The sequence below is a fragment of the Kineococcus sp. G2 genome, from assembly GCF_037154035.1.
Taxonomy (GTDB): Bacteria; Actinomycetota; Actinomycetes; order Actinomycetales; family Kineococcaceae; genus Kineococcus.
This window is the reverse complement of record NZ_JBBBEM010000121.1, coordinates 13,790-32,873: the sequence shown is the minus strand read 5'-3', so window position 1 is coordinate 32,873 and position 19,084 is coordinate 13,790. Positions and strand designations below refer to the sequence as shown.

The window sequence follows — 19,084 nt, the reverse complement described above, 5'->3', positions numbered from 1 at the left end:
CGGCCAGGAAGGCGTCGCAGCGCGCGTGCCAGCTCGCCGAGTCGTGCTTGCCGCGGAACTCGATCGCCACCCCGCGCACGGCGAGCAGCAGCAGGATCGCCACCATCGGCAGGTACAGCCCCGACAGCAGGGCCGCGTACCAGTCGGGGAACGCGGCGAACGTCACGCCGATCGCGGCGACGAGCCACACCTCGTTGCCGTCCCACACGGGGCCGACGGTGCGCACGGCGGCGCCGCGCTCGGCGTCGGTGCGGCCCAGCAGCGGGCCGAGGAAGCCGACGCCGAAGTCGAACCCCTCCAGGACGAAGAACAGCACCCAGGCCAGCACCGCGATGCCGAACCAGACGACGGGCAGGTCCACGAGAACTCCAGGTCGGAAGCGGGTGGGTCAGCGGGTGGGTCAGTAGGTCAGGGCCACGTCGGCGTCGTCGCTCTCGTCGGCGCCCCGCCGGTGGGCGGCCGGGAGGTCCGGCAGGCCCTTGCGGACCAGGCGGGTGACGAGGACGGTCCACGCCCAGGCCAGCGCGCCGTAGACGAGGGTGAACGCGGCCAGGCTGAGCGCGACCTCACCGGCGGTCAGGCCGGGGGAGACGCCGTCGGCGGTGCGGTACAGGCCGAACACCAGCCAGGGCTGGCGGCCGGTCTCGGTGAAGATCCAGCCGAAGGAGTTCGCGGCCAGCGGCAGCAGCGGCAGCACCGGCACCGACCACAGGACGGTGGAGGCCAGGCGGGTGTCCACCGCGATCGGCCGGCTCTTGCGGGTGACCCACAGGTGCACCAGGGCGACCGCGGCGGCGAGCATCCCCACGCCGATCATGAGGCGGAAGCTCCAGAACGCCGCCGGCACCCAGGGGGTGTAGTCGCCGGGGCCGAACTGGGCGGCGTACGCCTCCTGGAGGTCCTTCAGGCCGGAGATCTCGGCGGTGAAGGACCCCTTGCCCAGGAAGGAGAGCAGGCCGGGGACCTCGATGCTGAACGTGGGGCGGTCCGAACCGGGCGGGGCGTAGGCGAAGATCGAGAACGGGGCGGAGGTCGTCGTCTCGTACAGGGCCTCCGCGGCGGCCATCTTCATCGGCTGCACGACGGTGATGACCTTGCCGAGCAGGTCGCCGGTGATCGCGGTGGCCGCGCCGCCGGCCAGGGTGGCCCAGGCGCCGAAGCGGGACAGGGTGCGGAAGGCGCCGAACTCCTCCGAGCCGGCCTCGTGGCCGCCGCGCAGCAGGTGCCACACGCCCACGGCCATCACGAGCGCACCGCCGGCCATCACGGCGCCGGCGAGGGTGTGCGGGAACGCCGCCAGGTTCACCTCGTTCAGCAGCAGGTCGCGGAAGCTGCCCAGGCGGGCGCGGCCGGTGGCCTCGTCGATCGTGTAGGCGACGGGGTTCTGCATGAAGGAGTTGGCGGCGAGGATGACGAACGCGGAGATCGTGGTGCCGACGGCGACGACCCAGATCGTCGCCAGGTGCAGCGCGCGGGGCAGGCGGTCGCGCCCGAACCACCACAGCCCCAGGAACGTGGCCTCCAGGAAGAACGCGAGCATGCCCTCCACGGCCAGGGTGGGGCCGAAGACGTCGCCGTAGAAGCGGGCGAATTCGCTCCAGGACAGACCGAACTGGAACTCCTGCACCAGGCCGGTGACGACGCCGACGGCGAAGGTGACCATGAGCAGCTTGCCGGTCAGCAGCGCCAGGCGGTCGAAGACCTCCGAGCGCCGCGCGGCGCCGCGCCGGGCGAGCACCACGGAGGTGCTCTGCAGCAGGGCGGCGAACAGCGACAGGCTGATCGACACCGGGACGAACAGGTAGTGGTAGAGCGTCGTGACGGCGAACTGCAGCCGGGTCAGGAGCTCGGTGTCCACGCGGGTGCCTCGACGGTCTCGGAGGGGGCGGCCCACCGCGGCGGACCGTCAACTACGTGCTGTCGTAGATGTGTCCAGGGTAGGTCGATCGGCCCTGGATTTCTACGACGAGGGGTAGTACGACGGGTCGCGTTCGTCACACCCGCTCGCGTACCATGCCCCCGTGGCACTGGGAGAGCTCGAACGCGACGTGATGGACCGGCTGTGGGCGGCCGGCACCCCCCTGACCGTGCGCGAGGTCCACGAGCAGCTCGCCGCCCACCGCAAGATCGCCTACACCACGGTCATGACCGTGCTGGACCGCCTCGCCAAGAAGGGCGTCGTGCGCCAGGCGCGCGAGGGTCGCGCCTTCCGCTACAGCCCCTCCGCCAGCCGTGAGCAGATGGTCGCCGGCCTCATGCTCGACGCCCTCGGCGGCGTCGACGCCGTGGACACGCGCCAGGCCGCCCTGGTGCACTTCGTCGGTGGCGTGTCCCCGGCCGAGGCGGCCGCCCTGCGCGACGCCCTCGACGCGCTGTCCCGCCCGCAGGCGCCCAGCGGGGGAGAGACCGCGCCCGCCCCGTGAGGCGGCCCACGGCGCCGGCGCCCGGCGGCGGGCGGTGAGCCGGCGGTGACCGCCTTCTGGTTCGCGGCCCTGGCCGTGCTGCTCGCCGGCCCCGTGCCCGCCCTGCTGGCCCGCGCCCGCTGGACCTGGCAGGTGCCGCGCGCCGCGCTCGTGCTGTGGCAGGCCGTGGCCCTGGCCGCCGTCCTGGCCACCCTCGGGGCGGGCCTGTCCTCCCTGACGATGCTGTTCACCGAGCAGCCCGGCCTGCCCTTCCTCGCCCGCCACGGCCTGGCCCAGACCACCCTCATCGGCCTGGGCACCGGCTTCGTCGCCGTCGTCACCGTCCGCTTCTGGGCCGTGGCCGCCCTCGTGGCCGTGCGCACCCGCCGCCGCCGGCGCCGCCACCGCGAGATGGTCGACCTGCTGCACCACCGCGACACCTCCGCCGCCGTCGACCGCGCGCTGCTCGGGGAGGCCGGAGCACGCGTGCTGCGGGTGCTCACCGGTCCCGCCCGCGTCGCCTACTGCGTGCCCGGCGTCGGCGGCAACCGCGTCGTCATCAGCGACGCCGTCCTGCGCGAGCTGAGCCACGAGGAGGTCGGTGCCGTCCTCGCCCACGAGCAGGCCCACCTGCGCGCCCGCCACGACCTCGTCCTCGAGGCCTTCACCGTGCTGCACGCCGCGTTCCCGCGCGTCGTCTCCTCCCGCGCCGCGCTGGACACCGTGCGGCTGCTCGTGGAGATGCTCGCCGACGACGCCGCACGCCGCCGCACCGGCCCGCTGCCGCTGGCGCAGGCCCTGGTGCAGCTGGCCTCCGCCCCCGGCCAGGGCGCGGGCGCCGACGGGCAGGGGGAGCTGCGGGTGGGCGCCGACGCCCTCACCCGGGTGCGCCGCCTGGCGCAGGCGCCGGCCGGGACCGGCCGCCGCCCGCCGCACCGCGGGCTGGCCGCCGGCGCCTACGCGGCCGCCGTCGGGGTGCTGGGCGTGCCGACGCTGGCCATCGCCGTGCCCTGGATCTCGGACAGCTGGCGCGCCCTCGCCGGCTGACCCCTCCGGCAACCCCCGCAGCCCGCGGTGATCAAGGAAGTGGCAACTTCCTTGATCACCGCGGGCTGGGGAGGGAGGGGGAGGGAGGGCTACTGCTGCAGGAGGTAGACCTCCAGGCGCACCACGCCCGCCTCGGGGGACTGCGCGTTCACCGCGCGCCAGAAGTCGCGCTTGGCCGAGCCGGCGAACACCTGACCGGCCGCCGCGTCCAGCTGGGCGTTGACCCGGCGCGCCAGCGCCGTGCCCGCACCCGGCGTCGACGCCGTGCCGAACGTCAGCACGAACGCCGCCCGGCGCCCCTGCGCCGACAGCTCACCGGCCGCACCGGCCACCGCCGCCCGGATCGCCTCGTCCGAGGCGTCCCGCAGCGGCAGCTCCAGCACGACGGGAGCCTGCGCCACGCCGTCGGCCGGCGGGGCCGGGGGTGCCGGGGGAGCGGGCGGCGCGGTCTCGGTGGGGGTCGGGGCCGGGGCGGTCACCACCACCGGCGCCGGTTCCGGCTGACCGGCCTGCGCCGCACCCCCGGCCGCCAGGCCGATGATCGTCATGGCCAGCAGGGCGTCCGCGAACACCCAGCCGGCGAACGTGTGCGACGAACCGCGCGCGCGGCTCACGAGGGCACCTGCTGGTAGCGCCGCGCCGCCGAGGACGGCAGCGTGCGGACGGGCACCGCCACGAACTCCTCCTGCTCGGCGTCCTCGGCCGGGGCGCGCTCGGGCGCGCGCACGGCGCGGGCCGCCGGGGCGGCGTGCCGCTCCGAGGGGTAGCCGTCCGAGGGGTAGCCGTTGGCGGCGTAGCGGTTCGCCACCCGCCGCTGCGGCGACATCGCGGGTGCGGACACCACCGGCTGCTCCGCGGGCCTGGCCACCGGCTGCGCGACGGACCTCGACGCCACCTGCGACGCCACCTGCGACATCGGCTGCGACACCGGCCTGGACACCGGGCGCGACACCGGGGCCGTCGCGGGCACCGCCGGGGCGCCCGCCGCGGCCGGCGCCTGCTGCGCCACCCGCTGCTCGGCCGCCCGCTGGCGGGCGGCGCGCTGCTCCGCGGCGCGCTCGGCGGCCCGCTGCCGCTCGATCCGCTGCACCGCCTGCGCCGCGGCCTCGTGCGCCGCCTCGTGCGCGGCCTCGCGGGCCGCCTGCGACGCGGCCTGCGACGCCGCCTGCTGCGGCACCGACTCCAGCAGCGCACCGATGCTGCCGGTCAGCTCCTGCTGCATCATCCGGCTGGCGTCGCGGTAGGCGCGGTTGACCTGGCGCACGTGGTCGTCCTGCGCCATCGCCAGCGTCTCGCGCACGTTCGCGGACACGGCCTCCTCCAGGGCCGCGCCCAGGCTCGCCAGGGCGCGGCCGGTGGCGTCGGCGTGCTCGTGCTGCACCGCCTCCAGCCAGCTCGGCACCCCCCGCATGTCGTGGGCGGCGGCCTCCAGGCGCGCCTCCACGCCCCGCCAGGTCTCCAGCACGGCGTTCTGCGCCTCCAGCAGCGCCGCCATCCGCTCGTCGTGGCGCAGCCGGCGCTGCTGCTCGTCGGCGGCGTCGTCCAGCCCGCGCACCGCCGCGCCCAGGGCGCGCTCGGCGGCCTCGGAGGTGCGCTGCACGTCCGCGCGCAGCGTCTCCATCGTGCGGGCCGCCTGCTCGGCGGACGCCGCGACGTGCTCGCTGAACGCGTCGCCGGTCACCGCGGTGACCTTCTCGATGGACTCCAGCACCGTCGACTGCAGCCGCTCCACGTGCGCGGCGGCCGTGCGGGTCAGCTCCCCGGTGACCTCCGCGGTCGCGGTGGAGATCCTCTCCACCGACTCGCGGGCCGTGGTGCTCAGCGCCTCGAGGTGACCGGTGACCTGCTCGCCGAAGTCGGCGCTGTGCTTGCTCATGTCGCGCGCCGAGGAGGCCAGGTCGGCCATCGCGGCGCGGGTCTCGGTGGACAGCAGCGTCACCGAGGTGGTCACGCCCTCCACGGCCCCCAGGACCCGGTCGCGGCTGGCGAAGCTCTCGCGCAGCGCCTCGGCGCTGGCCTCCTCCAGCTGGCCCAGCGAGCGCTCCAGGCGGTCGGTGGACTCGCGCAGCGTCGCGGTGTGCTGGGCGCGGTCGGCGGCGATCTGCTCGCGGTGGTTGCCCATCGCCTCGGTGACCGCGGCCTCCAGGCGCTGCGCCGCACCGGCGACCTGCTCGCCGCCCGCGTTCGCGGCGCGGGCCGCCTCGATCGCGGTGGAGCTGGCCGCGCGCACGTGACCGACGAGGGTGCTGGTGTCGGCGTGCAGGCGGATCGTCTCGGCGACCAGCCGCCCCAGCTCGGTCAGACCGCGCTCGAAGTGCGCTCCCAGCTGCTCGGCGGCGTTGCTGCGGTGCGGGGCCAGCGCCAGCGTGACGCGCGAGGCCAGCGCGCGCAGGCGGTGCCGGTGCGCCGCGTCGGCGGCCGCGGCCGCCTCGTCGTCGGCGCGGTGCCGGCGGTCGGTGGCGACGCTGACGACGATCGCCGCCGTGATCAGCGCCACCGCCAGCTCGGCGACCCGGTCCAGGGAGAAGAAGGTGCGCCCGCCGAAGCCGTCCAGCCACAGCTGCAGGAACGACAGCCCCTCGCCGTTCTCGCCCGCCTCGGTCATCTCGCCGTACGCGCGCCCGGCGAAGAGCAGGCCCGCCCACGTCACCATGACGGGGGCGAAGACCAGCACGGTGCGCAGCGCACCGGAGCGCAGCAGGCTGCGCCGCTCCGGTGCCGGGGCGCCGGGACCGTCGACGTCCAGCACGGCGAACAGGTCGCAGTCCGCCCACCGGCCCAGGTCGTCCTGGGCGCGCAGCGCGCCCTCCAGCGAGCGCAGCGTGCCGGCGCGGTGCTCCTGCGCCTCCTCGGCCGCCAGCGCGGCCGTCTCGCCCGCCAGGTGCAGCAGGTCGCCGTCCAGCGGGTGGGCCCCCTCGCCGGGCTCGGCGAGGGGTTCCGCGGGGAGCTCGGCGGGGGCGGGGCCCGTTGTCGTCGGGTCGTCGATGAGCGTCATGTCCTGCCTCGGGGTGGCTGACGGGTGCCCGGTCGGCGCGCACCGCACTGGGCGGCGGGCTCGATCGCTGCCCTGTTCTCGGCGCCCGGGGCACGGGCCTTGAGCACGCTCCCGGCCCGGCCTGCTCCGCCGAGGGTGCTCCGGACGGGTGAGCACGGGCACGCGGCGTCACCACTGGCGCGGGGCCCGCGGCTCCCGCGGGCACGGGCGGGTGCCGTCCGGCCGGTGCGCGCCCGCGCCCCGGCACCGCCGCCGGGGTGCGCCCGGCGGGTCGTGGCAGGGCCGATCGGGGAGGCCGGCGATCACGCGCCGTGCCGACCCGCCGGCACCGCTGGGCCGAACGGGTGGCAGCGGCTGCGGAGCGGGCGGAATCGGCGCCGACGGGGCCCCGCGCGCTCAAGGCGCCCACCCCGGGGGCCGATTGAGTGCCTGGGTGCAGGAAGCACCGCTGAGCGGGCCAGGACGGCCGCGTACGAGAGAAGTCCCCCACGGCCGTGGCCGGGGGGCCCGTCGGAAGGTGGTCCCGTGGCCGATCTCACCAGCGTCGCGCTGCACACGGCGCTGGACGGGCTGCAGGCCCGCCAGCGCGCCATCGCCGACAACATCGCGAACATCAACACCCCGCACTACACCGCCAACAAGGTCTCCTTCGAGAAGTCGCTGGCCCGGGCCGTCGCCACCGGCGACGCCCGCGCGGCCGCGACGTCCGGCATCACCACCGCCAAGTCCCTGGAGCCCACCCGCGAGGACGGCAACAACGTCAACCTCGACGAGGAGACGATCTCCAGCATCTCCACGGGCCTGAGCTACCAGACGGCGCTGTCGGCGCTGAACACCAAGTACTCGCTGCTGCGCACCGCCATGGGCCGCGCTTGATGACGCGCCCGCACCACCGCCCCGTGCCCACCACCTGATCCGGAGCCCCCGACCCATGAGCCTCTTCGACGCGATCGGCATCGCCGGCACCGGCGTCACGGTGAACCGCAAGTGGATGGACGCCGTCAGCGACAACCTCGCCAACATCAACACCGTCAAGCGCACCGACGAGGACGCGTTCGCCGCGCGCTACGTGGTGGCCACCGAGGCCGGTGACGGCAAGGGCACCCAGGTCGCCGGCATCGTCACCGGCAGTCCCGAGGGGCGCATGGTCCACGAGCCGGACCACCCGCTGGCGGACGAGAACGGGTACGTGAAGTACCCCGACATCGACATGAGCACGCAGATGACGAGCCTGATGATGGCGCAGCGCGCCTACCAGGCGAACCTGCAGACCATCACCAGCGCCAAGGACGCCTACCAGGCCGCCCTGCAGCTCGGGAGGGGGTGAGCGCGGTGAGCATCGAGTCGATCGCCTCCGTCGGCGGCTCCCTCGGCACCCAGGCCGTCGGCTGGGGACAGGGCCTGGAGAACACGGACAACGCGCAGATGACGCGCGGGGTCACCACCGGCGCGCAGGCCGTCACCGGCACCACCGGCATCGCGAACCTCGCAGGCGTCACCGGCACCACCGGCACCGGCGCGGTCGGCGACGCCTCCGGCACCGACTTCGCGACGCTGCTCTCCGGTGGCCTGGACAAGCTCCAGAGCGTGCAGTCGAACGCCGATGACCTGGCTGTGAAGGCCGCCACCGGCGACCTGACCAACGTGCACGACTACATGATCGCCAGCAACGAGGCGCAGCTGACCACCCAGCTGACCGTGGCGATCCGTGACAAGGCCGTCGAGGCGTTCAACGAGATCATGAGGATGCAGATCTGATGGCGAAGAGCAAGGGGCCCGCGGCGATCGTCGACGGCGCCAAGCGCTTCGGGGAGGGGTTCAAGACCTTCTCCGCCGGCCAGAAGGCCGTCGTCATCGCGGTCCTGGTGGCCCTGCTCGCGGGCGGGGTGGTGTTCTCCCGCTGGGCCTCGACGCCCGCGTACGCGCCGCTGTTCTCGAACCTCTCCGGTTCCGACGCCAGCGCCATCGTGGAGAAGCTCAAGGCCGACGGCGTCGCGTACGAGCTCGCCGACGGCGGCACCACCATCACGGTGCCGCAGGAGGTCGTCTACGACCAGCGCCTGGCCATGTCCGGCGAGGGGCTGCCCGCCGACACCGACTCCGGCTTCTCCCTGCTGGAGCAGTCCGGGGTGACCACCTCGGAGTTCGTGCAGCAGAAGGCCTACCAGCGCGACCTCGCCAACGAGCTGGAGCAGACCGTCCAGTCCATCGACGGTGTCGAGTCCGCCGTCGTGAACCTGGCCATCCCGAAGAAGGACGTCTTCCTCGACGAGGAGGACCCCACCACCGCGTCGGTCCTCGTCAAGCTGAAGCCGGGCGAGCAGCTGTCCGACGACCAGGTGACCTCCATCGTCAACCTCGTCGCCGGCGGCGTCGAGGGCATGGACCCCAAGAACGTCTCCGTCGTCGACGACCGGGGCCGCACCCTGTCCGGCGAAGACTCGGGCAGCTCCGCGCAGCAGGAGAAGACCAGCGACTACAACACCACCCAGAGCGCCAACCTCCAGCAGATGCTCGAGGGCGTCCTCGGCGCGGGCAACGTCAAGGCCACCGTCAACGCGACGCTGAACTTCGACGACACCACGCAGAACTCCCTGGTGTACGAGCAGCCGGAGGAGATCGACCCGCTGGCCAGCACCACCGACACCGAGACGTACACCGGGGGCGCTGCCGGCGCCGCCACCGGCGTCCTGGGCCCGGACAACATCCAGGTCCCCGCCGGTGAAGCCGGCACGAGCGCGTACGAGAAGCGCTCCGAGACCCTCAACAACTCGATCAACCGCATCGAGACGACGACCAAGCAGGCGCCCGGCAAGGTCGAGCGCCAGTCCGTCGCCGTCGTCGTCGACGCCGCGAACGCCGGTGCCGCCGACGTCAACGCGATCACCCAGCTCGTGACGCAGGCCGCCGGCCTCGACCCCGCCCGCGGGGACACCGTCACCGTGCAGAAGATCGCCTTCGACACCGGTGCCGCCGACGCCGCGGCCGAGGCGCTCGCCGCCGCGGAGGAGCAGGAGCAGCGCGACGCCCTCGTCGGCTACGCCAAGACCGGTGCGCTCGCCCTCCTGGTCCTGATCATGCTCGTGGTCGTCCTGCTGGCCTTCCGCCGCCGCAAGGTGGAGACGGTGGACGTCCTGGACGTCGCCCCGATCGACCTGGGCGACATCACGGCGGACGAGGAGCTCAAGCAGCTGGACGCTCCTGCCGAACGTCCAGTGGCGCTCGAGGCGGCGCCGGTCGACCCGGCCCTGGAGGCCGCGGCGGCCCGCCGCACCGAGGTCGTCGAACTCGTCTCCCGCCAGCCCGAGGAAGTCGCGGAACTGCTCCGCGGCTGGCTCGCCGATCGGAGGTCCTGACCCGTGACGACGTCCACGGAGATCGAGGTCGCCCCCCTGTCCGGGGCGCAGAAGGCCGCGGTCCTGCTCGTGCAGGTCGGCCAGGAGAACGCCGCGAAGGTGCTCTCCCACATGCGGCCGGCCGAGATCGAGGAGCTGACCGCCGAGATCCTGCGGCTGCGCGCGGTCTCCCCGGAGGTCGCCGGCGTGGTCCTGGAGGAGTTCCACTCGATGATCGCCGCGCCGCTGCGCGGTGGCGCCGGCGGCATGGACTTCGCCCAGGCCCTCCTGGAGGGCGCCCTGGGTGCCGACGGGGCGGCCGAGGTCCTCGGCCGCGTCGCCGAGTCGCAGGTCGTGCAGCCGTTCCAGTTCCTGCACCAGGCCGACCCGCAGCAGATCCTCACCTTCCTCACCGGTGAGCACCCGCAGACCATCGCCCTGGTCGTGGCGCACCTGCGCCCCGACCAGGCGTCGATGATCCTCGGGGGCCTCTCCCCGGAGATGCAGGCGGACATCGCCTACCGCATCGCCACCATGGAGGCCACCAGCACCGAGTACGTGCGCCTCATCGAGGACGTCGTCCAGCGCCGCACCTCCACGGTGCTGCAGGCCAAGCAGAACACCGCCGTCGGCGGTGTGCAGCCCCTGGTCGACATCATCAACCGCGCCGACCGCGGCACCGAGCGCAGCATCCTCGAGGGCCTGTCCGCCAAGGACGCCCCCCTGGCCGAGGAGATCCGCGCCCTCATGTTCGTCTTCGAGGACATCACCACCCTCGACGACCGCGCCATCCAGCTGGTCCTGCGCGGCGTGGAGACGGCCGACCTGGCCACCGCCCTCAAGGGCGTCAAGGACTCGGTGCGCGACAAGATCCTGCGCAACGTCTCCGAGCGCGCCCGCGAGAACCTCCTCGACGAGATCGAGATGCTCGGGCCCGTCCGCACGTCCGCCGTCGAGGAGTCGCAGCAGAAGGTCGTGCAGGTCATCCGCCAGCTGGAGGAGTCCGGCCAGATCGTGCTGACGCGCGGCGGTGACGATGACTTCGTGGCCTGACGCACCCCGCGCCGCACGGGGGTTCCGCCCCGCGGACACCTCGCCCGCACCCGTCCCCCGCACGTTCGTGGCCGCTCCCGGCGGCCCGGACGCGCGGGCACCGCGGGAGTTCACCGGCATCCGCCTGCCGCGCAACGCCGCCGACACCGAGGCGCTGCGCGCCGAGCGGGAGTCGGCCCGCACCGCGGGCTGGGCGGCCGGCTGGGCGGCCGGCATGCGGCAGGCGGCCGAGGAGGCCGCCGCCGACCGGCTGGCCGCCCGCCAGGCGGCCACCGCGGCCGCCGCCGCCCACGAGTCCCGGCGCGCCGCCGCCCTGGCGCGCGCCGAGGCGGCGGTCCTCACCGCCGCCGACGGCATCAGCGCCCAGCGCCTGCCCAGCGTGGCGGCGCTGGCCGACACGGTGCTGGAGCTCGCCCTGGAGCTGGCCGGAGCCGTCCTGGACCGTGAGGTCTCCCTCATGGGCTCACCCGTCCACGAGGCCGTCCAGCGCGCCCTGCGCCCCCTGGACGACCACCAGCCCGTCACCGTGCGTGTGCACCCGGACGACCTGGCCGCCCTGACGGGCGACGGCCCGACGGGTGGCGATCCGGCGGGCGGTGCGCTCAAGACCCCCGGCGCGCCCGCCGATGCACCACGCGTGACCTACCTGGCCGACCCCACCGTCTCCCCGGGCGACGCGATCGCCCGCCAGGGCGACACCGACGTCGACGCCGGCCTGCGCGCCAGCGTCGGCCGCGCGCTGGCGGCGCTGGTGTCGCCCGAGGCGGGCGGGAGCGCCGAGGTGAGCGGATCGCCGGCGTGAGCGCCCCCCTGGTGGGGCCCGCCCTCGCCTCCGCGGTGCGCGAACTGCTGACCCCGCAGCTGCGCCGCGCCGCCGAGGCCGCCCGCCCCGTCGTGCGCGGCCGCGTCAGCGGCATCGTCGGTCTGTCCGTGGAGGTCTCCGGCCTCGAGGCCGCCGTCGGCGAGACCGTCGTGCTCGGCGAGGGCCCGGCCGCCGTGCCCGCCGAGGTCGTCGCCGCCGAGGGCGGGCGCCTGCGCTGCCTGCCGCTGGGCCACCTCACCGGCCTCGGCACCGGCGCCCCCGCCGTCGCCACCCGCCGCGCCCCCACCGTCCCGGTCGGCGCGGCCCTGCTGGGCCGCGTCGTCGACGCCCTGGGCAACCCCCTCGACGGCGGCGCGCCCCTGCACGCCGCCCCCCGCACCCCGCTGCACGCGGCCCCGCCGCCCGCCCTGGCCCGCCAGCGGGTCGACCAGCCCCTGGGGCTGGGCGTGCGCGCCCTGGACACCCTGGTGCCCGCCGGGCGCGGGCAGCGCTTCGGCATCTTCGCCGGCTCCGGCGTCGGCAAGTCCTCCCTGCTGTCCATGATCGCCCGCGGCACCGCGGCCGACGTGTCCGTGCTCGCCCTCGTCGGCGAGCGCGGCCGAGAGGTCCGCGAGTTCCTCGAGGACGACCTGGGCCCGGAGGGCCTGGCCCGCTCCGTCGTCGTCGTCGCCACCAGCGACGAGGCGCCCGTGGTGCGCCTGCGCGCCGCGTTCACCGCCACCGCCATCGCCGAGTCCTTCCGCGACGCCGGCGCCGACTGCGTGCTGATGATGGACTCCCTCACCCGCACCGCGATGGCCCAGCGCGAGGTGGGCCTGTCCGTCGGCGAGCCCCCCGCCACCCGCGGCTACCCGCCCAGCGTGTTCGCGCTGCTGCCGCGCCTGCTGGAACGGGCCGGGCCCGGCGTCGTCGGCTCCATCACCGGCATCTACACCGTCCTGGTGGACGGCGACGACCACAACGAGCCCGTCGCCGACGCCGCCCGCTCCATCCTGGACGGCCACGTCGTGCTCGACCGCCGCCTGGCCACCGCCGGGCACTTCCCGACGATCGACGTGCTGGAGTCCGTCTCCCGCGTCGCCGGCCGCGTCACCACGCCCGAGCAGCGCGCCCAGGCGACCGCCCTGCGCCGCGTGCTCGCCGCGCACCGCGACGCCAAGGAGCTCATCGACGTCGGCGCCTACCAGAGCGGCGCGAACGCCGAGGTGGACGCCGCCGTCGCCGGCATGCCGGCCATCGACGCGTTCCTGCGCCAGGACATCCACGACATCACCCCCGCGCCCGAGGCGTGGGCCCGCCTGGCGCAGCTCGTCGCCACCCTCGGAGGTGCACGGTGAGCGCCAAGGCGATCCTCGCCCTGCTGAAGCTGCGCCGCGCCCAGCAGGAGGAGGCCAAGGCCGACCTGGCCACCGCCAACGCCGTCCTGCGCCGCGAGCAGCAGCGCGCCGCCCGCGTGCGCCGCGACCTCGGCGACGCGCACCTCAGCGACGAGACCATGGCCGCCTGGACCGCGACCGTGGCCCGCCGCGCCGCGCTCGTCGCCGACCTCGACGCCGCCCGCGCCCTGACCGCCCGGCTGGAGAGCGACATGGGCACCAAGCAGGCCGCCTGGGCCCGCGCCCGCCGCGCCGAGCGCTCCCTGGAGCGCGTCGTGGAGCGGCACGAGCTCGCGCAGGAGAAGGCGGCCCTGGCCGCCGACCAGCGCGCCCTCGACGACCGCACGGTCGCCGAGTTCGCCGCCCGCGCCCGCCGGCGCGCCGAGACCGGAGGAGACAGGCCGTGAGCGGCATCGCCGAGGTGCAGGCGCGCGTCGCCGACATCGAGTCCCGCATCGCCGCCCTCAGCGGCGGGTACGCCGCCACCGCGCTGCGGGCGGCCGCCACGACGGCCACGTCCGTCCCCCCCGCCACGTCCGGCACGCAGTTCGCCGACGTGCTCGCCGGCGGCACCGTCAGCCGCGGCGCGCGCGCCGTCAACGCCACCTGGGACCCCACCGGCACGAAGAGCACCTCCGGCACCACGGGGGAGCGGCTGCTCGCGGTGGCGAAGAAGCACACCGGCGTGCCGTACCTGTGGGGCGGGACGACCCCCGAGGGGTTCGACTGCTCCGGCCTCATCCAGTACGCCGGCAAGCAGATCGGGATCTCGCTGCCCCGCACCGCCGCCCAGCAGGCGAAGGTCGGCACCGAGGTGCCCTCCCTGGCGAAGGCGAAGCCCGGCGACCTCGTCGTCCTCGAGAACGGCCACCACATCGGCATCTACGTCGGCGACGGCAAGATGCTCCACGCACCCAAGACGGGGGACGTCGTGAAGATCTCCAAGGTCTGGGAAACCCCCATGACGATCCGCCGGCTGGGCACCACGGCCGCCACCACGGCGGCCGCCGGGCTGGCCGCCGCCGCCCTCGTCACCGGCAGCACCGGCGCCGCCGCCACCGACAGCACCGCGTACGTGCGGCCCGCGTCCCTGACGACGTCGAAGTCCGCGCCCTACGACGCGGCCTTCACCGCCGCGGAGGGCAGGTACGGCCTGCCCGCCGGCCTGCTGTCCGCCGTCGCCAAGCAGGAGTCCGGGTACGACCCGAACGCCCGCAGCCACGCCGGCGCCGTCGGGCTGATGCAGTTCATGCCCGCCACCGCCCGCGACGTCGGCATCGACCCCCTCGACCCGATGCAGGCCATCGACGGCGCGGGCAAGCTCCTCGCCTCCCACCTGAAGACCTTCGGCTCGCTGGAGAAGGCCCTGGCCGCGTACAACGCCGGCCCCGGCAACGTGCGCAAGTACGGCGGCATCCCGCCGTTCAGCGAGACCCAGAACTACGTCAAGAAGATCATGACCACCCTCCAGAGCACCGGGAGCGCCGCGTGAGCACCCCCACCGTCAGCACGCTGACCGCGGCGAACCCCGTCCCGGCCCGCGAGGACCGCCGAGGCAGCACCGACGGCGGCGCCGAGTTCGCGCGCTCCTTCGGCCGCGCCGCCGCCGAGCTCGACCAGCGCGCCGCCGACGCCCTCGACCGTCGCGCGCCCGAGCGCGCCGCGGACCGGGTGGCCGAGCGCGCCGCCGACCGGACCGCCGACCGGGCGGCTGAGCGCGCCGCGGACCGGGTGGCCGATCGTGCCGGGGATCGGGCCGCCGAGCGCGCCGCCGACCGCGGTGCGGACGACGCCCGGCGCTGCGGGCAGCCGCTGCGCCGCGAGCACCACCGCCCCGACGCGCTGTACCGCCCGGGTGAGCGCCGGCGCGCCGACTCCCCGACCTCGACGAACCCGGGGCAGGGCCGCGCGGAGCAGGCGACCGCCGCCGAGGAGGCGGCCGGAGCGAGCGCGGCCACCGGATCGGCCGATGGCCCGGAAACCGTTGCCCCGCAGCAGGACGACATGCAGCAGGACGCCGCGCAGCAGGCCGCTGCGCACGCGCTGCTCGCGCTCGTGACGCCGCCCGCCACCCCGGCGACCGCACCCACCACCACCCTCGCGACGCCGGCCGGAGCGGTGGGGGAGCGGGGCGTCACCGCGCAGGTGGCGGCCGCCACCGTCGCTGCTTCCGCCCTGCCGGGTTCCGCCCTGCCGGATTCCGCTCTGACCGGTTCTGCCCTGCCCGGTCCCACCGGGGCGCCGGTCGCCCCGGGGGCGACCGCTGCCGCGTCCGTGCCGTCGGCGGCCGCTCCTGCGGCACCGGCCTCGCCGGCGGTGCCGGGCGCCGCGGCGGCCGCTGCCGCCACCGCTCCCTCCGCGACGGCCACCGCGGCCGGCACGCCGGCGGGGACCGGTGCCCCCGTCCCGGGGGCGGCTGCCGCGACGACCGCGACGCTCCTCGGCACCTCCGGCACCGCGGTGGCCGAGACGGGTGCGACCGCTCCCGCCGCGGCGGCGGGCGCACCGGCGAACGCCGTGGCCGCCCTCGTGCGACCGGCTGCGCTGGCCGCTGCGAAGGAGCCCGCCGCCCAGGTCGCGGTCCAGGTCGCGGCCCAGACCTCCGCCCAGACCTCCGCCCAGACCGGTGCGCAGCCCGCTGCCGTCGCGCCGGGCCAGCCCGTCCAGGACCCCTCGGCGGGTGCCGTGGTCACCCCGGGTGCGCTCGCGCAGGGCGCGGGCGGCGAGACCGGGCAGCCGGGCGGCCAGCCCGGTGGGCAGCCGGGCGCTCAGCCCGGGGCCCCGGCCGCCGGCCGGGCCGGGAGCGCCGCGGTGCCGTCCGCCACCGCCGTGCCGGCACCGGGCACCCCGGCCACCGGCTCGTCCACGTCGCCGGCCGCCACCGCGGTCAGCGGGCCCACCCCGGTGCCCGCCGCTGCGGTGGCCGCGGAGCCCACCGCCGTCCCGGCACCGCTGACCGCGCCGGCCACCGCCGGTACCGCGGCGGCGTCCGCGCCCGCCGTGGCGCCCGCGTCCACGCCGCCCGCCCCGCTGCCGCTGACGAACCCGCTCGCCTTCGCCCAGGGCGTCAGCGCCCGCCTCGAGCAGCTGCCGGCCGCCACCGACGCCGTGCACCGCATGAGCGTGGAGGTGAACCCGCTGGGCCTGGGGCCCGTGCAGGTCACCGCCGAGGTCCTCGACGGGGCCCTCAGCGTCCAGCTCACCGGCGCCTCCGACGCCGCGCGCCACGCGCTGCGCCAGGCCGTCGGCGACCTGCAGCGCGAACTGGCCGGCACCTCGTTCACCTCCACCAGCGTCGAGGTGCGCGCCGACTCCGGGACCGCCCAGCAGCGGCAGGGGAGCGAGCCGCAGCTCGGCGGCCAGGGCGGGAACCGCTCCGGTGCGGGGCAGCAGCACGGCTCCGGCTCCTCCGGCGGGCGCAGCGCCCTGTTCGGCGCCGACGAGCCCCGCTCGGCCCGCCAGACCGCCGCGGCGGCCGCCCAGGGGCGGCTGGACCTGCGCGTCTGACCCCTCGCACGCCGGCGAGTCCACCCCGCTGAGCGGTGAAGGACCCGGACGGGCTACAGCCACCCACCCGAACGACCGAAGGAGGACCATGACCATCGATGCGGCCAGCGGGGCGAACCCCTACGCGTCCCTGATCGCCAACTCCGACGCCGTGACCCAGACGGAGTCGGCGAAGAACGCGGGCAGGTCCGACACCAGCGCGAAGGCGGCGGACAAGACCGCCGAGGACAAGGACACCTTCCTCAAGCTGCTGGTCGCCCAGCTGCGCTACCAGGACCCGTCCAAGCCGGTCGACTCCACGCAGTTCATCGCGCAGACCGCGCAGTTCTCCTCGCTGGAGGCCATGCAGGACATGGCGAAGAGCTACACCCAGATGCTCTCCGGGCAGGACAAGCTGCAGGCCAGCGCCCTGATCGGCCAGACGGTGTCGTACGCCGGCCCCGACGGCACCACCGTCACCGGGGTCGTGCGTTCCGCGTCGTTCAACGCCTCCTCCACCGGTGGCACGGGCGGCGAGCCGGTGCTCGACGTCGGAGGCGCCAAGGTCGTGCTGTCCAAGGTCACATCCATCAACGGTGCCGGTGCCACCGCCGCAGCGGCGAGCGCCACGGTGCCTGCGGCCAGCACGGGGAGTGCGGGTTCGCCCGCCTCACCCTCGACCGCCTCCTGACTCCCAGAACCTCCCTCCCGAACCCCGCCAGCCCTTCGAAAGGTCCGAAACATGCTCCGTTCCATGTTCTCCGGTGTCAGCGGCCTGCGCTCGCACCAGACGATGATGGACGTCGTCGGCAACAACATCGCCAACGTCAACACCACCGCGTACAAGAGCTCGAACGTGGCGTTCGCCGACACCATGAGCCAGCTCACCAAGGCGGCCGGTGCACCGCAGGGCGGGATCGGTGGTACCAACCCCTCGCAGGTCGGTCTCGGCGTCCGCGTGAACGCGATCCAGCAGAACTTCACCCAGGGTTCGGCGCAGTCCACGGGCAAGGCCACGGACCTGATGCTGAACGGCGACGGCATGTTCGTCGTCAACCGAGCCGAGGGTTCCTTCTACACTCGCGCCGGCAACTTCACGCTCGACCAGGAGGGGCGCCTGGTCACCCCGGACGGCAGCTACGTCCAGGGCTGGCGGCCCAACGCCGACGGCGTCATCCCCACCAGCGGTCCCACTGAGACCCTGCTCGTGCCCGCCGACGAGGTCATGCCGGCGGTGGCCAGCACCGAGTTCGACATGGTCGGCAACCTGGACAAGAGCGGTGCGCCGATCGGTGTCGCCGGCGGCGGGTACAAGATCCCGGACGTGACCACGTCCTTCGACGTCTTCGACGGTCAGGGAGCGCGTACTCGTGTGACGGTCCGGTTCGAGAACACCGGTACCCTCACGGCCGCCGCCACCGCCGAAGAGGCGAAGAGGGTCAGCAAGGACACCTGGAAGATCACCTACAGCTGGGACGGCGGCACCGCTGACGGAGGAACCATCGCCTTCTCGGCCACGGACGGCAAGTACGACACCACCGCCAACGCTGTCCCTGCCACCGGGGTCAAGACACCGGTCGTCCTCAACGGCACCTCCGTCCTGCCGAACTTCGGTGCGATGACCGGTCTGGTGGGCAACGGCATCTCCAACATCTCCGCCGATGCCGACGGCTCCACCATCGGATCCCTGCAGTCCTTCGCGTTCGGCACCGACGGCACGCTGACCGGGACCTACTCCAACGGCCTCAAGCGAGACCTCGGTCTGGTCGCCATCGCCACCTTCAACAACTACGAGGGCCTGGAGAAGGTCGGCGGTTCGATGTACGCCGTCACCGTCAACTCCGGCAACCCCAACGTCGGCGTCCCGGGTGCCGCTGGACGCGGTTCCCTCGGTGCCGGCCAGCTGGAGATGTCGAACGTGGACCTGTCCGCCGAGTTCACCAACCTGATCCTCGCCCAGCGCGGCTTCCAGGCGAACTCCCGCATCATCTCCACCTCCGACGACATCCTTCAGGAGCTCGTCAACCTCAAGCGCTGATCCTCCTAGCGCTGTCGATCGACGCCTTCCCGGGCCGCGTGGTGCGCGGCCCGGGAGGGCGTTTCTCGTCACACCCCGTCACCTCGCTCGGGCCGTTAGCACGAACGGGTGCATGAGGCAACCCCCACTCAGGTCCCGCCCGGGCACGCCGATGGGATCAGTGAAACCGGCCCAGGGACGGGCCTCTACTCCACCCCAAGGACGGAAACCCCGTGATCCTCGTGACTCGCCTCAACGGGTCGGTGTTCGCCGTGAACCCCGACCTGATCCAGCGCGTCGACGCGACCCCCGACACGGTCATCACGCTCGTCGACGGCGCCAAGTTCGTCGTCACCGAGCCGCTGACCGATGTCGTCGAGCGCGTCATGGCGTTCCGGGCCCGCGTGGTCGCCACCGCGCACGCCCTCGAGGAGACGGGGACCGCGCACGTCCTCGAGCTGCCGACCCACCCCCACACCGAGACCACCACCAGCGACGCCGACGGGGAACTGCCCGCTCCGGTCCCGCTGCACCGCAGGAGGCCGTGACC

Annotated in this window: 19 protein-coding genes; 15 read left to right on the top strand and 4 right to left on the bottom strand. The window is 74.9% G+C overall.

Features of this window, described 5'->3' with window-relative positions; genetic code table 11:
- Both cydB and V9U69_RS17065 read right to left on the bottom strand, forming a co-directional pair.
- Positions 1 to 355, bottom strand: a 355-nt coding sequence (cydB, locus tag V9U69_RS17070) for a cytochrome d ubiquinol oxidase subunit II (protein ID WP_442907806.1), incomplete at its 3' end; no start/stop codon positions are given.
- A 45-nt stretch (positions 356 to 400) separates the two neighbouring features.
- Positions 401 to 1,858: a cytochrome ubiquinol oxidase subunit I gene (locus V9U69_RS17065; protein WP_337063055.1), complete on the bottom strand. Its 1,458-nt coding sequence runs from the start codon at positions 1,856 to 1,858 to the stop codon at positions 401 to 403.
- A 163-nt stretch (positions 1,859 to 2,021) separates the two neighbouring features.
- On the opposite strand from V9U69_RS17065, the gene V9U69_RS17060 reads away from it, so the two are divergent.
- Positions 2,022 to 2,423, top strand: coding sequence for a BlaI/MecI/CopY family transcriptional regulator (locus V9U69_RS17060; protein WP_308220316.1), 402 nt, complete (start codon positions 2,022 to 2,024; stop codon positions 2,421 to 2,423).
- Between the two features lie 45 nt (positions 2,424 to 2,468).
- The gene (locus V9U69_RS17055) at positions 2,469 to 3,449 is read left to right on the top strand and encodes a M56 family metallopeptidase (RefSeq protein WP_337063054.1); all 981 of its coding nucleotides are present in this window, start codon (positions 2,469 to 2,471) and stop codon (positions 3,447 to 3,449) included.
- 89 nt (positions 3,450 to 3,538) lie between these two features.
- Here the strand turns inward: V9U69_RS17055 and V9U69_RS17050 are convergent, their stop codons facing one another.
- Positions 3,539 to 4,063, bottom strand: coding sequence for a hypothetical protein (locus V9U69_RS17050; RefSeq protein WP_337063053.1), 525 nt, complete (start codon positions 4,061 to 4,063; stop codon positions 3,539 to 3,541).
- On the bottom strand, positions 4,060 to 6,444 hold the full coding sequence (locus V9U69_RS17045) for a hypothetical protein (protein ID WP_337063052.1): 2,385 nt from the start codon (positions 6,442 to 6,444) through the stop codon (positions 4,060 to 4,062). Before V9U69_RS17045 ends, V9U69_RS17050 begins: the two co-directional genes overlap by 4 nt.
- A 525-nt stretch (positions 6,445 to 6,969) precedes the next feature.
- Here V9U69_RS17045 and flgB point away from each other — a divergent pair.
- The 13 genes from flgB to V9U69_RS16980 all read left to right on the top strand — a co-directional run bounded on the left by flgB (position 6,970) and on the right by V9U69_RS16980 (position 19,082).
- Positions 6,970 to 7,320, top strand: coding sequence for a flagellar basal body rod protein FlgB (gene flgB, locus V9U69_RS17040; protein WP_337063051.1), 351 nt, complete (start codon positions 6,970 to 6,972; stop codon positions 7,318 to 7,320).
- Positions 7,321 to 7,375: 55 nt separating this feature from the next.
- Positions 7,376 to 7,771: a flagellar basal body rod protein FlgC gene (gene flgC, locus V9U69_RS17035; protein ID WP_337063050.1), complete on the top strand. Its 396-nt coding sequence runs from the start codon at positions 7,376 to 7,378 to the stop codon at positions 7,769 to 7,771.
- 5 nt (positions 7,772 to 7,776) lie between these two features.
- Positions 7,777 to 8,202, top strand: coding sequence for a flagellar hook-basal body complex protein FliE (gene fliE, locus V9U69_RS17030; protein WP_337063049.1), 426 nt, complete (start codon positions 7,777 to 7,779; stop codon positions 8,200 to 8,202).
- Positions 8,202 to 9,800, top strand: a complete 1,599-nt coding sequence (fliF, locus tag V9U69_RS17025) for a flagellar basal-body MS-ring/collar protein FliF (RefSeq protein WP_337063048.1) — start codon at positions 8,202 to 8,204, stop codon at positions 9,798 to 9,800. The genes fliE and fliF overlap by 1 nt, the downstream gene beginning before the upstream one ends.
- A gap of 3 nt (positions 9,801 to 9,803) precedes the next feature.
- A complete protein-coding gene (fliG, locus tag V9U69_RS17020) occupies positions 9,804 to 10,832 on the top strand; it encodes a flagellar motor switch protein FliG (protein ID WP_337063047.1) in 1,029 nt (342 codons plus the stop codon).
- A 67-nt stretch (positions 10,833 to 10,899) separates the two neighbouring features.
- Positions 10,900 to 11,634: a FliH/SctL family protein gene (locus V9U69_RS17015; protein WP_337063046.1), complete on the top strand. Its 735-nt coding sequence runs from the start codon at positions 10,900 to 10,902 to the stop codon at positions 11,632 to 11,634.
- 35 nt (positions 11,635 to 11,669) lie between these two features.
- Positions 11,670 to 12,992, top strand: coding sequence for a FliI/YscN family ATPase (locus tag V9U69_RS17010; protein ID WP_442907805.1), 1,323 nt, complete (start codon positions 11,670 to 11,672; stop codon positions 12,990 to 12,992).
- Positions 12,989 to 13,438 carry a hypothetical protein gene (locus V9U69_RS17005; RefSeq protein WP_337063044.1) on the top strand — a complete coding sequence of 150 codons (450 nt, stop codon included), beginning with the start codon at positions 12,989 to 12,991 and terminating at the stop codon, positions 13,436 to 13,438. The genes V9U69_RS17010 and V9U69_RS17005 overlap by 4 nt, the downstream gene beginning before the upstream one ends.
- Positions 13,435 to 14,523, top strand: a complete 1,089-nt coding sequence (locus V9U69_RS17000) for an NlpC/P60 family protein (protein ID WP_337063043.1) — start codon at positions 13,435 to 13,437, stop codon at positions 14,521 to 14,523. The genes V9U69_RS17005 and V9U69_RS17000 overlap by 4 nt, the downstream gene beginning before the upstream one ends.
- Positions 14,520 to 16,538, top strand: a complete 2,019-nt coding sequence (locus tag V9U69_RS16995) for a flagellar hook-length control protein FliK (protein ID WP_337063042.1) — start codon at positions 14,520 to 14,522, stop codon at positions 16,536 to 16,538. Before V9U69_RS17000 ends, V9U69_RS16995 begins: the two co-directional genes overlap by 4 nt.
- A gap of 88 nt (positions 16,539 to 16,626) precedes the next feature.
- Positions 16,627 to 17,208, top strand: a complete 582-nt coding sequence (locus V9U69_RS16990) for a flagellar hook capping FlgD N-terminal domain-containing protein (RefSeq protein ID WP_337063041.1) — start codon at positions 16,627 to 16,629, stop codon at positions 17,206 to 17,208.
- A gap of 63 nt (positions 17,209 to 17,271) precedes the next feature.
- The gene (locus V9U69_RS16985; protein ID WP_337063040.1) at positions 17,272 to 18,555 is read left to right on the top strand and encodes a flagellar hook protein FlgE; all 1,284 of its coding nucleotides are present in this window, start codon (positions 17,272 to 17,274) and stop codon (positions 18,553 to 18,555) included.
- Positions 18,556 to 18,767: 212 nt separating this feature from the next.
- Entirely contained in the window at positions 18,768 to 19,082 is a 315-nt protein-coding gene (locus tag V9U69_RS16980) for a flagellar FlbD family protein (protein WP_337063039.1), read from the top strand.
- Positions 19,083 to 19,084: the final 2 nt, after the last annotated feature.

Bases quoted from the DNA above. Each gene is read 5' to 3' on its own strand.
- V9U69_RS17045 (WP_337063052.1), bottom strand. From the start codon at position 6,444: ATGACGCTCATCGACGACCCGACGACAACGGGCCCCGCCCCCGCCGAG.
- fliF (WP_337063048.1), top strand. From the start codon at position 8,202: ATGGCGAAGAGCAAGGGGCCCGCGGCGATCGTCGACGGCGCCAAGCGC.
- flgC (WP_337063050.1), top strand. From the start codon at position 7,376: ATGAGCCTCTTCGACGCGATCGGCATCGCCGGCACCGGCGTCACGGTG.
- V9U69_RS16990 (WP_337063041.1), top strand. From the start codon at position 16,627: ATGACCATCGATGCGGCCAGCGGGGCGAACCCCTACGCGTCCCTGATC.
- V9U69_RS16985 (WP_337063040.1), top strand. From the start codon at position 17,272: ATGTTCTCCGGTGTCAGCGGCCTGCGCTCGCACCAGACGATGATGGAC.